Below are 13,811 nucleotides of genomic sequence, written 5' to 3'. Positions count from 1 at the left end.
ATCCCTTTATGTATTAGAGCTGCAAAGCCTGGCCGCAGCGGCCGCAGTAACGCGTCCCCGCAGGTGACACGGTGCCGCAAGCCGCGCAGGTCAACGGCTGCGCGGAGCCGGATGCCTTGACGCCCGCCCTGGCAGCGTTCGGGCCGACCGCATGCCGGATTCGGTCCTCCACCTGCTGGGCAGGGTTGACGGCACGGTGCATCTCCCGCTCCTCCTTCGTGCCTTGGCGAATGAGCATGATGAGCAGCCAGATCCCGACACCTCCGACCAGTACCATGCCGGCCATCTTCCATAAGCCGGCGGCATAAGGATAATCCCATGCCGCGTGCAGCAGGATGCTGAGCAGCAGCAAGGATATCATCATCAGGATTGGCTTCAACGCACGATTCGCGCGGGCAGAACGCTTCGATGCGCCTCTGAGCCCATACCACAAACCGGCAGCGGCAATAGCCGTCCAGGTTCCATGTCCGAATGGGGACAGCAGGGCTCTGACCCACAGAACAGCCAGCATGCCCGAAGTTGCATGCTGCTGCAAGTACATGTATCCGTACAGAATGCTCTCTATCGCGGCAAAGCCCATGCCTGCTGCTGCCCCGAACACCACAGCATCCATCAGGAACCGCTGTCTGCGGCCGCGGAGGAACAGGAAACACACCAGCAGCTTCGCAATTTCCTCAATGACGCCGATCATAAGAGCTGCTTGAATATGCTCCGACGTCGTGGTCTCCAGTCCACTGCCAACCGACCATAAGCGTTCCAGCATCCAGGCAATCGGCACGGCAATGATACCCGAGGCCACGAATACCGAGGCCAGCCTGATCGGCTTGAAGCCGAGCAATTGGGAGCTTCTCATATAAGCGACAAAGGACACCGGTCCCACCAATCCGCCGGAGATCATCGCAGCATATATCCACAGAGGCTGCTTCAGCCAGATGGCAAGCACAGTCAATACAACGAAGATACCGCCAAGCGCCAGCAGCACATCCATCCAGCGTTCCTTTTTCGGCGGAGCCAGGTTCACGGCCTCCACCGCAGCCGCTGCTTCCTTCGGAGCATTCGGAGCGACGGTATCCGCTGCCGTGTGGTGCAATTTAGCCAGCACCTCATCCGACAGCAGATCGGGCCTGCGAATCCGCAGCACTTCATGGAACTGCCGCCGGACCGGCTCATACTGCTGCAGAACAAAATGAAATTCATCCCGGCCCATCACCATCAGCTCGCCGTTCTCCAGGGCCGTCACCGTTCCCGTATGCGCATCGCCGCTCAGCAGATCCATCTCGCCAAAATAATCCCCGGGCTTATAAATCGCTTTCTTCCGCCGACCGCTGCGCACTTCGAAGCGGCCTTCGGCGATCATGTAGAAACGGTCCGCAAGGGCGCCTTCCGCTACAATGACGTCGCCCTTGTAGACTTTCCGTCTGACCGTAACTTCCGCAAGCCCGCGCAGCTCCGCGTTCGGGATCGCGGCCCAGATCGTCGCTTTGCTCAGCATCGCATGCATCGTGCGAATCCGGGCGGAGAAGGACAAGCTTTCATGGAACATCGGACTAGCCGCGGCCAGACGGCTGAACGCGTTCTGCTCCAGCTTTAGCGCCGTCACTTCACCGATGGCCTGGGCACCCGAGGTCCTTTTTTCCTCAAGGAACAGAGAAACCTCGCCGATCAATGCCCCTTCGCCCAAGACATCCAGCGTCACTGTATGGCCGATCAAATTCCGGGACACGATCTGAACCTGTCCGCTCATGATAAAATAACAGGAATTGCCGTAGCTCCCCTCAACGATCAAGTCATCGCCGTCATGAAAATGCTCTTCATGCATCGATTGGACGGCACCTTCCAGCTCATGCAGCGGCACACCGCGAAACAGCGTATGATTACGCAAAAAATCAATTGCCAGCATCGTCATTTACATTCTCTCCATAGACGAAAAGAATCCGCCCGACGGCAGATTCCTCTCTATTCATTATGTAACGACTCTATTATCGCATATTTCCAATGATGCTGCTGCGCGAATCTTCCATTTTTTTAATGAAATTCGACATTACGTCAAAGGCTTCGTTGCGCTTGTTTGTCATCGACTGCAATTGGAGCATGTCCATCTGCTGGGAATTCGAAAGATTGTCGATGGACCCCTTAAGCTTCTCGGTTGCTTGTATAAGCTCTTCTGCCGTGTATTCCTTCTTGGATGCGTCCGCGATTCCTTCCGCTGCAAGCTTGGCGGCGAGATCATCCGGAATCAAATACTGGCCATTTACCGATTCACCGGCCAAGGCACCGTTAATCTCCGCCATCGTATCGTTCTTCTTGGCGATTTCCTCGTTGCGCTTCTGCACGTCTTGAATCTGGTTGTTAAGCTGTGTATCCAGCAATTGAGTCCGCTGCTGCTGTACAGCCATCAATGCGGTCTCAATATCCATACTGGTGATATCGATCTGACCAATCGAGTTATTTGTTGCGCTTCCGCCTACTGCCTGCTTCACCGACTGGTAAGCCTGATCATTCATCATAATGCCTGTGCCTGCAACCACACCGACTAACAAAGAAGCGGCTGTGGTTACTATCATTTTACGGTTCATCGATCTTCAACCCCAATTCTCTGATTCTTTATACCTAATACAAAATCATAGCAGATGAAATATTCATGAACAATACATGATCTCCCATATTTCGGCAATGTATATTCAATTTCAAATAATTTATTTCGCGGCTGTGCACGGCCTATGGCTCATTATAGCGGGTTAACCCTTTCTTGAAATCCCCCTCCGGGGGGATAGACAAGTGGATGCATCCCATACGTGGCGAAGAGCAACCCTGCCTGAGGCAGAGCAACCCGTTTGGATGGAAAGCGACCTATCGCCTGATCACCACGGCTCATGATGATATACGTGGGAGACAACAGGATCCCAGCCAAGTAAAACAATTTGTACGAGAATCGTCATTCTCACAGGTTCACCTCTGCCATTAAATTTAGTTTCAACTTCAATTCACTCACCCATGTAGGGTGCGACAAGGAGTCGGAGGCACCTCGCGTTTGGGCCTCGAATTTCAATCTACGCACCTTCGAAGGGTGCGACATCTTACCGTCGTATTTAGTTGCATGGGTTCGCGTATTTCAATCCACGCACCCCTCGAAGGGTGCGACCTCTAGAATCTCCGCGTGGTACAATTTACCTTTATTTCAATCCACGCACCCACGAAGGGTGCGACTGCAATAGCAAGGCCAAGCAATACGAAAGCCGCTACAATTTCAATCCACGCACCCTTATAGGGTGCGACTCCGTTTTTCGGTCAAATCAAACTATAAATAACGAAATTATAGAGAAAAAACAGATATTAATCCATATAGACATAAATAAAAAATATATATTTTTCATATTAATGTATTATAAGGATATAACATGGTGCGAATCTGCCTGGTATTTTATGTTCGCTTTACATTCGCACTAAACTCGCTACTACCACTAATAAAATCATATCATATCCCTTAATTTGTTATGTCAGAAACCACTTATAATTACTTACTAAATAACGTATGCTTCAAGGATTTCCTTCTCATCCTTTGCTAGTGAATTTGTGATTATTCAACATATAAATAACCTTCTCAACTATTGAGTTCTTTGGAATAGCAATACTATGTATTTCACTAGCTGAAGCCAAACAATCTAACAAGCTGTTTATACCGCTATCATATCGTTGACTACGCAAGTAATAAAGAGATAACTCGCTTAAAAAACGAGTATATTGATCGGCCACCACTTGATAAGTATATGTTCCAATATCGGCTTGCTTCAGTGCGTATGAAGAAATTTGACCTTCGAATTTTTCCAGAACAAAATCAATGTTGAAATTATACTTATTAGCAGCTTGAATAATTTTGATTAGTGCCGGAAGGATCTCAGCTTCTCTCGATTCAACATAAGCTACATATTGCGGCAGTACTTCAACTTGTCCCATCATAAGCTGATATAAACATGTATTTACTAGAGCCAGTATTTTAAATTCTTCTTTGATACGAAGTGCTTCTGCTGTATCCTCTTTGACCCAACTCAAATCCGAATATAGTGAAACATACTTTAATGCTAGCTCGTAATTACCCATTTCGTCACAAACTGCTGAACGTAGTAAGTGCGAGTATATGATATACAAAAACAACGGTCGCTTAGGTTTTTTAAGTAAATTATATTTAAATCTACTGTTTTGATTATATTTATGATGATATTGAATAGTTGCCTTTCTGCCCATTTCTTTTGACATCTCATCTACTTTGCCCCATTGACGAAGTGATAGATATGTATTAGCTAAGTCTTTCAACGCATCCAATTGATCTATTTCATCTAACCGCTCGACGAATCCCTCAAATTTGGTGGCTGCCCGAAGATTTTTTTCCTGGTCATGCCCTATGGATATTGTAAATAATCGGTAGTGACATAGTGCTAATCGCTCTGAATGTTGATACTTCTCGCTTTCGGCTACAGATTCGTATATGATTGCTGCTGCTGAACGCTTTTCTTGGTTTAATAAAACTTCAGCTGTATCAAAGAGTAACGGCACATAAGATAGGTTATCTGTCATGTATCGTACAACCTTCTGAATTAACTCCAGCTTATCCAGTTCGGCACAACGATATAAAAATGGCTTCAGCCTTCTCCAATTGAGTGGATAACTGAAACATTCCTCCAGATATAACTCATAAAAGCTGCCCTCAGGCAATCCCATAGCTGCAACAATACGATCCAACTGCTGCATGGCAATGGGTCGAACCCCCTTAATGATAGTACTTAATGTTCCTGAGTTAATTTTGGATAGCTCTCCAAATTGATTTATCGTTAATCCCGTCTTCTTGAGGTAAGTCTCCAGTTCTGACCGTATCGTGGTTGTATGTATCAATTCAAACAACCTCCAATAAGAATATTCCCTCTCTGAAACATCCATAATTTAGTTAATCTATATAATAATAGCGAATGACCCACCAAAATTATACATATTTTCAACCTATCAAAAAATCCTCTCAAGCACCATATCTTTTAAGGACAATTTTCAGTATAAAATAAATCTTTTAGTGACTCCAATAATAACTGCCTTTCGTCTACACTTCTTGTATAAGAGGAGTCGATACATATTATGGATAAATCGGTTGCAATAACATTGGGCATTGCGATACGAGAAATACGAAAAAACCAAAACTTAACTCAAGAGGAGCTTGCCGAGAAAATCGGGTCCTCATTTAGCTATATAGGCAGGCTGGAAAGAGGAGAAGGCAATTTCACTGTTCAAACCCTCGAAAAAATTACAACAGCGCTAAATATCGACTTCTTTGACTTTATGTCACTAGGTAAAAAAGATAATGACATCATCCTTGAAATTAACTCGCTGCTATTGCAGCAGGATGAGGAAAACCAATTAAAAGGATTGAACATCCTTAAGGAGTTATATCGGAACTAGATATCATACATAAAAAAGAGATTTCTCAATTCATGAGTATCTCTTTTCTTCTTATAACACCAGTCAGGATCAAAAGGGAGCGACTATAACCTTCCCATATCCCCCAACTGTAAACCTAACACATTATTTTAACGATCTTGCCTATTCGTCTTTTTTTTCCAGTATCCTTCTATTTCGTTTATAGCATTCAAAGCATCTGCTCTAACCCCAGCGTTTTCATGATTCGCGTACTTAACTAGATACGGTAAATATTTTTTCCTGAAAGTGAAACTTAAAGTCGTTAACGCGTAGTGAAGACATGATTCTGGCAAATCATCAAGTTGAATCGCTAAGATATCAAAATTAATGTTATCTATTTCCTTATAAGTTGCTGCTGTAAGTATTGTATTAAATGCTTCCTCTTTGATCTCATTATTCTTTTCTTTGATGCCAAAATCCAGCAACCATTCAATTAAACCTTCAATATTATCAATTGAATTGTTGTAGGACTCAAAAATATCACGAAGGTGACTTAGAATTTCTATCTTTTCTTCATGATCAGAGCCTGAGAGTGTCTCTTTCAGATCTTCTATATTCAAATTTCTCTCCTCACTTTATTATGGGGTAAATGGAATATGCGTATCATTAGCAATTGACTCATCATAATGAGGACTGTTTGCTCTGAGGACATTTTCTTTATGGAAGTTCCCATTTGAATCCATGGTCCATTTCCATTTGGGGTCGAATTGCTTGATCTCTACTCGATATATCCAGCCATTCGCGGCATTACTTCCAGATGGTGCTGATAGGTCGACACTGTGTGCACGTATATCCCATGTCTTCCCTGATTCATCAAGCCATCTAAATTTCACGCCTTCCTTTGCTCCTCCAGGTACTTCCCGCCATGGAATTTGCTTTGCATCCGGAGGTATTCTTGAAATCAGATCATTAACGTCTGTAACGCCTTGAAAGTCTCCTATATTTCCAGTCCCTATCTTACTTAGATCGATATTCTTCGAATGGTTCTTGCCCGCATTCCCCTGCTCCTTGCTGCCATCTCCACCCGCATCATGCCTAAGATTAGGCGTCTTCTTCACCCCAACCCGGTTAAGAGCAACGCCGCCAAGGATTAGGGCACCCTGCTGCCCAAGATAGGTCGACATCCCCATCTCATTCATTCGCTCTTGCTCAGTCTGTATCCTCTCATCGAATTTTTCTCGGGTATCCCCGACATCAAATGCCATTTTGGCACCCCATACAGTCGTATTCACGATCTCCTCAGCCGTTCCGACCGTAGCATCGTACGCCATCTGCTTACCGGTGCCAATTGGGGCCTCAATCAAGGAGTTTGCCGTATCTTTAACCGAGCTCCAAAGCGCAGTTGCCCCTGATTTGGCTCCCTCCGCGAAGGCTTTGGCTTCATCGCCCAGATCCTTCAGTTGATCTCCAAACGACTTTTCCTCCATCCCCTTCCCAGAATGGACTTCGCTCATCCCGTCTGGGATCACTAGTTGTGGAGCCAAACATCTGTGATCTGTATGGTCTGCCTCATTATCCACCTGCATGAATCTATAGGCGATTCTCTTCAATTCCTGACTGGTCACCTGCATGTGCTCAATCGTCAACTTCATGTCTCGGTAAGCTTGCTGGAAATCATAATAAAAACGAGAACACGTCGTGCCATCCCAACAGGATACCAGCATCTGGATCTGTTGATTCAAAGTATTTTTATTGGTTTCCAGTTGATCGGAGGCTCTATCAAATTGATCCGACACTGCGAGCAGCACCTCAGGAGGCACAAGTATCTTGGTCATAAGTCAACCTCTTCGTCATTTGTTAACTAGTAATTTTACTTCATTTCAAATAACTGGAAAAGGTTCTGAGGTCCTTCATATGTCCATGATACACATACACCATATCGTGATATAGTCATTTCTTCCTATTATTAAGTCTATTAGATTCTGCTTGGAAGTTATAGCGCGATAATCCTTAAGTCAATGCACAGTCCCCAAAAACGAAACGAAAAACTTGCCGTTCGTTTTCTCCATTTCTCCGTTCGTTGTTGGAGATAGACCGCAAGCAAATGCCAACTCCACGTTCCGGCCAAACATCACCTTCTTGGAACTTAAAAACCCGCAGCCCGAGCAATTAAATCCACAACCGTCCGAGGTACTTTCCCATTTCTTCTCAAAGTCTGTCATGGCTCTTGTCTTTGCGAAAGACTCCGTGATCCAAGGGGAAAATGCCAGCATCGCTACTAACAAAATAACGGATAAAGACAGAGATATTTTCTTTTTCATAATAGGTTGTTCTCCTCTTCATAAAAACACTGCTTGCAACCGCTCTATGATTTAGTGAAATTATTTGATGCTAGATGGGATGCATTGCTTTCTTCTTTCGTAATTTTACAAGTTAACTGTCAGCGAGATTATCCATAAAATTTTCCCCTCCAACATCCTCAACCCCTCTAATTTTACCGAGAAAAAATCCAACGTCCGCAATAAGCCATCGATGCCACAAAAAAACCAGCCCAACACACGAATAGGTGTTGAACTGGCTCTTAACGTACAGCATGCTACGCAGGTTCCGACCTGCTCACGCCGTCCGTGATCACGGCAATCGCTCCATCTCCTGTTACGTTACAGGCTGTGCCGAAGCTGTCTTGCGCAATATAAAGGGCAATCATGAGCGAGGTCAGCGTTGTATCGAAACCCAGCATCGACTCGAGCAAACCCAAAGCTGCCATAACAGCACCTCCAGGAACGCCGGGAGCGGCGACCATCGTAATTCCGAGCATCAGGATGAACGGGAACATCGTCCCGATGGAAGCTGGCATACCCGTGAGCAGCATAACCGCCATGGAGCAGCTTACCAGCGTAATCGTACTGCCGGAGAGGTGAATGGTTGCACACAATGGGATAACAAAATCAGCCACCTTCCCACGGACCCCGTTCAGCTTGGTTTGACGCAGCGTAACCGGAATGGCCGCAGCCGAGGATTGAGTACCTATAGCCGTAAAATAGGCCGGCACCATGTTCTTCAGCAGGGTAAACGGATTCTTGCGCGCGACTTGACCTGCAACGAAATATTGTATGACCAGGAAAAGCACGTGCAGCGCAATGATCATAATGAATACTTTTGCGAATACCGACAGGATCATAGTCACTTGCCCGCCATAGGTCAAATTGGCAAACACGCAGAGGATATGATACGGCAGCAGCGGAATGATGACCGAGGCGATCAGCTTCTCAACAATCTCCCGGAAATCCACCATCACCTTCTGCAAAGCTTGTCCCTTGATAACAGCCGCTCCCAGCCCAAGCGTGAAGGCCAGCAGCAGAGCCGTCATGACGCCGAATACGGGAGGCATCTCCACCTTGAAAAAAGGTTCCAGCAGCGCCTCTTCCGGATTGGTATAGGAATTGATCAGGCCGCCAACCTCCAGCACATGCGGATACAATAATGTCGCTGCTACAAACGCTAACAGACCGGCTAGAACCGTGGAGATATACGCAAGCCCGGTAGTGACACCTAACAGACGACCTGCTCCTTTTCCGAGCTCTCCGATTCCGGGAGCAATGAATCCGATAATAATTAATGGAATAGCAAAACCAAGGAAGTTCCCGAACAACCCGCTAAACGTAGCCAGGGATGCAACCAGCCATTCCGGCGATAATGAGCCGATCACAATACCTAGGATAATGGCAATCAGGATTTTCGGCAGTAAGCCGAGTTTTTTCTTCTTCATGTCACGATCACCTACAGATGTTTTTTCGTTTATTGTCCACTCCGAACGGACGATATTCCGTCGGAGACGGAATAAACAAACTTTATCATATTTTGGATATCATTGTCATTAGTCAAAATATGACATCTGCATCTTTCGGTGGATTGTGCCGACCCACACTACGCTTTAATAATGGAATGCCTCGTCTCCGATTCAATTCTAGATAACGTCAGCCTTGGCTCTGATGCTGGCAGCTGCATCCCGAACAGACCCTGCAGCAGTCACGGCGGATATCACGGCAACACCATCGGCTCCCGCTCCAACCACTTCTTCCGCCTTCTCTGCCGTTATCCCGCCGATCCCAACGATCGGCATATCGATTCCGGCTGCGCGCATGGCCCGCAGAAGTCCCGGGCCCTGCACCGGTTTGGCATCCTCCTTCGAGACGGTCGGATAGATCGGACCGACACCGATATAATCGGCGCCGTGGAGGATCGCCCGGCGAGCTTCTTCTATTGTATGCGCGGAGACGCCAAGAATCCGCTTACCGATCCGCTCACGGACGGAAGCCGCGGATTCGTCGTCCTGGCCGATGTGCACGCCGTCGGCGTTCAGCTTGAGAGCCAGCCCCACATCGTCATTGACGATGAACGGAACACCGGCCTGGCGGCACAGATTCCGGATTCGGCGTGCCAGCTGAATCCTTGGCTCGCCGGTAAGCGCAGCTCGCCCTTTTTCCCGGAACTGGACCATGGTCGCACCGCCGACTATGGCTTCCTGCACAACCCATTCCGGTTCAGCGATGCAGTTCACACTGCCGAGTACGAGGTACATTCGCAGATGCTGTCTCATCATCTCGGGTGCGATCCTCCCCGTCATCGGAGCACCCCCAGACGACGTTGATACGCCCAATGATTTGTCGGCCCATGTCCTTGCCCCAAGTTCAAGCCGTCTTCAATGGCCGCCTGAATGAATGAGCGCCCGCTTCGAATGGCATCGAATGCGCTCATGCCCTGAGCCAAGCCTGCAGCGATTGCTGCTGAGAAGGTGCAGCCGGTCCCGTGTGTATGAACGGTATTCACCCGCTTCCCGCTGAGTTCCGTGAAGGCAGCACCATCATATATAAGATCGATGACTTGAGGATCTCTATCATTTCCTACAGCTTTGAAAATGGGGGAGTTCATGTGACTATACTTCTCCGGGTGCATGGCTGTTCTTGTTTGATCATCGGGATGATTCACAACATCCAGATGCACTTCCATGTGCTTTTCCGTGTTCTCTTTCAAAATATCTTCCATGTGATCGTTTATGTGATCGTTTATGTGATTGTTTTTGTGATTGTTTTTGTGATTGTTTGTGTGATCCTCCTGGTGTTTGTCCATGTGTTTTTCCATCTGCTCTTCTGTGTGTTCTGCCAAAATCTCTTTCATGTATTTGTCCGAATGTTCTTCCGAATGTTCTTCCGAATGTTCTTCCGAATGTTTTTCCAAATTCTCTTCCCGATCCGCCCCTGCGCTGATGCCATATATCCGGGCTTCTTCGTGATCCCTATCTTCTCGGTCAGGTCCTCCCTCATCATGGCCGCCCTTAATAACAACGATCTTCGGACCGAGCGCATGAATACGCCTTGCAGCCTCTCGCCGGTCCTCCATCGTCCGAATGCGCATCCCTGCCAATACTTCCGCCTCCGGGATGTTAGGGGTAACCACCAACGCCAGTGGCAGGAGGTGCTCTTTCATTGCAAGCACCGCTTCGTTCTGCAGCAGCTCGGCGCCTCCCTTGGCAATCATCACCGGATCGACAACAACCTTCTCCCAGCCAAATTTATGGATCTGATCAGCAACAAGACGGATGATCTCAGCGTTAAACAGCATCCCGGTCTTCAATGCGTCTACCCCAAGGTCCGAGCCTACCGCTTCGATCTGCTCCGCCGCAGCTTCCGGGGGCAGCGGATAGACGCCGTGAACCCCCAAAGTATTCTGTACGGTAATGGCGGTTATAGCCGACATGCCGTACACGCCGAGCTCCTGGAAGGTTTTTAGGTCCGCCTGGATTCCGGCACCGCCTCCGCTGTCCGATCCGGCAATGGTCAACACCCGAGGTACGCGAACCTCTGTCATCGCGCACCACCTGCAGCAGCAGCTTCACGGATGGCCGCGTAACCCTGCAGCGAACCTGGATGAAGCTTGGACAGCTCATCCAGAAAAGCGTTCTGGAAGCTCCCCGGCCCAAGATCAGCCGTACGCTCCGCTGCCCGGGAGGCGGCTGCGCCATAGAAGGCCAGGCCCGCTGTGCCTGCAAGCAGCATGTTGGATTCAACTGCGGCAAAAGCACCCAGGACCGAGGTCAGCAGGCAACCTGCTCCGGTGACCTTTGTGAGCAGCGCATGGCCGCCGGTAATGATGCGAACATCAGTCCCGTCGGTGATCACGTCTTCTTTACCTGTGATCACCACCATGGTGTCCAGCTCCCGCGCAGCCCGAACCGCAAGCTCGGCATTGCCGAGGTCCCCGCTGCTTCCTGCGTCAACACCCTTGATCTCGCGGGCCTCCCCAACAAGGTGAGCCACTTCAGCCGCATTCCCGCGCACCAGCGAAACCTTCACTTCGCGACAGGTATCCGCTGCGCCGACTCCGTCCGAAAGTCGGGTCGCGCCCGCACCGACCGGGTCCAATAGAATCGGTACGCCATGGGCATTCGCCGATTGCCCGGCGGTAATCATCGCGTCTACCAGCTCGCGGTTCAGCGTGCCGATGTTTAGCACCACGGCACCCGCGATGGCAGCCATATCCGCCACTTCCTCCGGCGCATATGCCATTACCGGCGACGCGCCCAGCGCGTACAAGCCGTTAGCCGTAAAATTCGTAACCACCACGTTTGTCATATTGTGAACGAGGGGGCCTGTCTGCTGTACCTTGCTCAAAAGCGCCGAAACCTCTTTTTCCCATATCATCATATGAATTCAGCCTCTCTTATCTATGCTAGATCGTTACAGACACTACTCTTTACAGCACCGCAGCCTGCATCTGCACCGGCCACTCCTCCTGCTTGTAAGCCATGTCCCAGAACATGTACTCCAACTGGCAGCTCAGCATAAAATGCTCCGTCATCCGCTCCCGCTCCGCCGCTGTGGCGCTTTCCGCCCACAGGTCGACACCGTTACAAAACTTCGCCGTCGCCTCTTCCCCGCGGTTGCCGTAAAAATAAATCCAGTCATAGAACGGGTGAGATTCATCCGGCTTCACTTCATCCAGCAGCTTGCGGCCAATCTCCAGATACGTCCAGGGACATGGCAGCAGCACTGCCATAATCTCGCCAAGACTGCCCTCATGCGCCACCGTCAACATGTGACGGATATAATGATGCGCGGACGGCGCAAGCGGATACCCCTGAAGCTCCTCGTAGGTCACCCCTGCGGCAGCGCAAAAGTTCTGATGCGGATGAATCTCGCTGTTCAGAATAAAAGAAATCTGTTCATTAAAAGTCGCAATCTCATTCCTGCTGGTAGATTTGGATATGGCGATGCCATAAATCCGCATGTAGGCGTTCAAATACTCAAAATCCTGCTTCACATAGTGAATCAGTTGTTCCCTCGATAATGTTCCTGCAGCAATCCCTCTCACAAAGGGATGATAAAAAATCGCTTGAAAAATGCCATCCGACTGCCTGCGAAGCAATTGCGTGAAACTCATACTTATCCCCACCTCTCATGAATTGAAAAGCAGGAAGTCCGGTTACGCACACAGCCTTCAAGGCAACGCTAAAAAGCCGCCCCCGAAAACTGGAGCGGCTTCGTCAACAAGCCCGGGTACGATAGAAAAACGTACCGAGGCCTTATATACGAAGGCTCCACTTTCCTACGCTAGTACGAACTAGATCAGGTTCAAAGGGTCCAAGATACACTCTTGTCTCAGCCGCCAACGGCTCCCCTAGTGGACTTCCTATTCTTTTGTCTATTACTGTACATAGGTTTTTGGATGGTGTCAAACGTTAACCGTTGGTTAACGAAATTCTTATGCACGAACCTGTGCAATATCAGGTGAGCTCGTTGTTGTGTGATTGAGCGAAGGATTTTAGGCTGAGATAAGGTGTACTAGGGCCAACGGAAGGAACGGCGGAGTCAACGTTAGGACACCGCACTTACCGGAATAGCCATATTCGCATAAAAACTGATCTCGATACACTGAAACACTGGCGCTTCAAAGGCATATCCCCATAATGAGTACATCCGAGCAATTCAAATAAATACATGATTTGAAGAGGAGCCTATTGATGACGAACCAATCGAAAGCTGTTAAACCCATTCCGGATGGCTGCACCTTCGTAACGCAGTCTCAAGAAATTCAGCTGTGCTGAAATGGTGGTAGTCGTGATGGTTATGGGTGTGGGTGTGGGCACATTCAACTCACCTGGATCTACGATAATACTCCGGGGGTTTGTGATGGTTATGATGGTTATGGGCACAATCAACTCACCTGGATCTACGATAATACCGGGGGTTTGTGATGGTTATGATGGTTATGATTGTTGTGGGCATGCTGCTCTTGGGGCTAACGGACAGAGGATACGTTATTTTGCTAAAAAAGTGTTACTTTTGAGATTAACGGACATGAGATGCGTTATTTGTGATATGAGTCGGTAAATTAGCTGTTTTATGAGGAAA

At 48.3% G+C, this 13,811-nt stretch carries 12 protein-coding genes, 1 pseudogene and 1 riboswitch; of the genes and pseudogenes, 1 reads left to right on the top strand and 12 read right to left on the bottom strand.

All coding sequences use genetic code 11. The annotated features are described in order from the left end of the window. Positions 1-13: 13 nt before the first annotated feature. From PVOR_RS07015 to PVOR_RS07005, 3 genes are all read right to left on the bottom strand, one after another. A complete protein-coding gene (locus PVOR_RS07015; RefSeq protein ID WP_006208437.1) occupies positions 14-1,906 on the bottom strand; it encodes a cyclic nucleotide-binding domain-containing protein in 1,893 nt (630 codons plus the stop codon). A gap of 73 nt (positions 1,907-1,979) precedes the next feature. Next, on the bottom strand, positions 1,980-2,576 hold the full coding sequence (locus PVOR_RS07010) for a hypothetical protein (protein WP_006208436.1): 597 nt from the start codon (positions 2,574-2,576) through the stop codon (positions 1,980-1,982). 976 nt (positions 2,577-3,552) lie between these two features. Next, positions 3,553-4,746 (bottom strand): transcriptional regulator, encoded by a 1,194-nt coding sequence (locus tag PVOR_RS07005; RefSeq protein ID WP_138917775.1) that lies wholly within the window; start codon positions 4,744-4,746, stop codon positions 3,553-3,555. A 375-nt stretch (positions 4,747-5,121) separates the two neighbouring features. On the opposite strand from PVOR_RS07005, the gene PVOR_RS07000 reads away from it, so the two are divergent. Beyond that, on the top strand, positions 5,122-5,442 hold the full coding sequence (locus PVOR_RS07000; RefSeq protein ID WP_006208434.1) for a helix-turn-helix domain-containing protein: 321 nt from the start codon (positions 5,122-5,124) through the stop codon (positions 5,440-5,442). A 128-nt stretch (positions 5,443-5,570) separates the two neighbouring features. On the opposite strand, the gene PVOR_RS06995 is transcribed toward PVOR_RS07000, so the two are convergent. The 9 genes and pseudogenes from PVOR_RS06995 to tenA form a co-directional block, all read right to left on the bottom strand. Beyond that, complete coding sequence (locus PVOR_RS06995) at positions 5,571-6,020, bottom strand: hypothetical protein (RefSeq protein ID WP_006208433.1); 450 nt, start codon at positions 6,018-6,020, stop codon at positions 5,571-5,573. 18 nt (positions 6,021-6,038) lie between these two features. Further along, positions 6,039-7,235, bottom strand: a complete 1,197-nt coding sequence (locus PVOR_RS29105) for a WXG100 family type VII secretion target (protein ID WP_006208432.1) — start codon at positions 7,233-7,235, stop codon at positions 6,039-6,041. Positions 7,236-7,415: 180 nt separating this feature from the next. Further along, positions 7,416-7,721 carry a hypothetical protein gene (locus PVOR_RS06985; RefSeq protein WP_006208431.1) on the bottom strand — a complete coding sequence of 102 codons (306 nt, stop codon included), beginning with the start codon at positions 7,719-7,721 and terminating at the stop codon, positions 7,416-7,418. A 275-nt stretch (positions 7,722-7,996) separates the two neighbouring features. Next, positions 7,997-9,169 carry a dicarboxylate/amino acid:cation symporter gene (locus PVOR_RS06980; protein WP_006208429.1) on the bottom strand — a complete coding sequence of 391 codons (1,173 nt, stop codon included), beginning with the start codon at positions 9,167-9,169 and terminating at the stop codon, positions 7,997-7,999. Positions 9,170-9,367: 198 nt separating this feature from the next. Further along, positions 9,368-10,027 carry a thiamine phosphate synthase gene (gene thiE / locus PVOR_RS06975; RefSeq protein ID WP_036642871.1) on the bottom strand — a complete coding sequence of 220 codons (660 nt, stop codon included), beginning with the start codon at positions 10,025-10,027 and terminating at the stop codon, positions 9,368-9,370. Beyond that, complete coding sequence (locus PVOR_RS30130; protein ID WP_376167439.1) at positions 10,024-10,332, bottom strand: bifunctional hydroxymethylpyrimidine kinase/phosphomethylpyrimidine kinase; 309 nt, start codon at positions 10,330-10,332, stop codon at positions 10,024-10,026. Before PVOR_RS30130 ends, thiE begins: the two co-directional genes overlap by 4 nt. A 387-nt stretch (positions 10,333-10,719) precedes the next feature. Then, a pseudogene (thiD, locus tag PVOR_RS30125) lies at positions 10,720-11,268 on the bottom strand (bifunctional hydroxymethylpyrimidine kinase/phosphomethylpyrimidine kinase); the annotation flags it as partial. Next, complete coding sequence (gene thiM / locus PVOR_RS06965) at positions 11,265-12,104, bottom strand: hydroxyethylthiazole kinase (protein ID WP_006208426.1); 840 nt, start codon at positions 12,102-12,104, stop codon at positions 11,265-11,267. The gene thiM and the pseudogene thiD, both read right to left, overlap by 4 nt. A 49-nt stretch (positions 12,105-12,153) precedes the next feature. Beyond that, a complete protein-coding gene (gene tenA, locus PVOR_RS06960) occupies positions 12,154-12,840 on the bottom strand; it encodes a thiaminase II (RefSeq protein ID WP_006208425.1) in 687 nt (228 codons plus the stop codon). Between the two features lie 145 nt (positions 12,841-12,985). After that, positions 12,986-13,089: riboswitch (TPP riboswitch) on the bottom strand. Between the last annotated feature and the right edge of the window lie 722 nt (positions 13,090-13,811).

The sequence above is a fragment of the Paenibacillus vortex V453 genome, from assembly GCF_000193415.1.
Taxonomy (GTDB): domain Bacteria; phylum Bacillota; class Bacilli; order Paenibacillales; family Paenibacillaceae; genus Paenibacillus_AQ; species Paenibacillus_AQ glucanolyticus.
Note: the sequence above shows the minus strand (reverse complement) of the source record. Positions and strands in the feature narration are given on the sequence as shown.

What these genes read in the sequence shown, in the direction of transcription:
- PVOR_RS07015 (WP_006208437.1), bottom strand. Translation starts at nt 1,906, where the DNA reads ATGACGATGCTGGCAATTGATTTTTTGCGTAATCATACGCTGTTTCGC.
- PVOR_RS07010 (WP_006208436.1), bottom strand. Translation starts at nt 2,576, where the DNA reads ATGAACCGTAAAATGATAGTAACCACAGCCGCTTCTTTGTTAGTCGGT.
- PVOR_RS07005 (WP_138917775.1), bottom strand. Translation starts at nt 4,746, where the DNA reads ATGCAGCAGTTGGATCGTATTGTTGCAGCTATGGGATTGCCTGAGGGC.
- PVOR_RS07000 (WP_006208434.1), top strand. Translation starts at nt 5,122, where the DNA reads ATGGATAAATCGGTTGCAATAACATTGGGCATTGCGATACGAGAAATA.
- PVOR_RS29105 (WP_006208432.1), bottom strand. Translation starts at nt 7,235, where the DNA reads ATGACCAAGATACTTGTGCCTCCTGAGGTGCTGCTCGCAGTGTCGGAT.
- PVOR_RS06985 (WP_006208431.1), bottom strand. Translation starts at nt 7,721, where the DNA reads ATGAAAAAGAAAATATCTCTGTCTTTATCCGTTATTTTGTTAGTAGCG.
- PVOR_RS06980 (WP_006208429.1), bottom strand. Translation starts at nt 9,169, where the DNA reads ATGAAGAAGAAAAAACTCGGCTTACTGCCGAAAATCCTGATTGCCATT.
- thiE (WP_036642871.1), bottom strand. Translation starts at nt 10,027, where the DNA reads ATGACGGGGAGGATCGCACCCGAGATGATGAGACAGCATCTGCGAATG.
- PVOR_RS30130 (WP_376167439.1), bottom strand. Translation starts at nt 10,332, where the DNA reads ATGAACTCCCCCATTTTCAAAGCTGTAGGAAATGATAGAGATCCTCAA.
- thiM (WP_006208426.1), bottom strand. Translation starts at nt 12,104, where the DNA reads ATGATGATATGGGAAAAAGAGGTTTCGGCGCTTTTGAGCAAGGTACAG.
- tenA (WP_006208425.1), bottom strand. Translation starts at nt 12,840, where the DNA reads ATGAGTTTCACGCAATTGCTTCGCAGGCAGTCGGATGGCATTTTTCAA.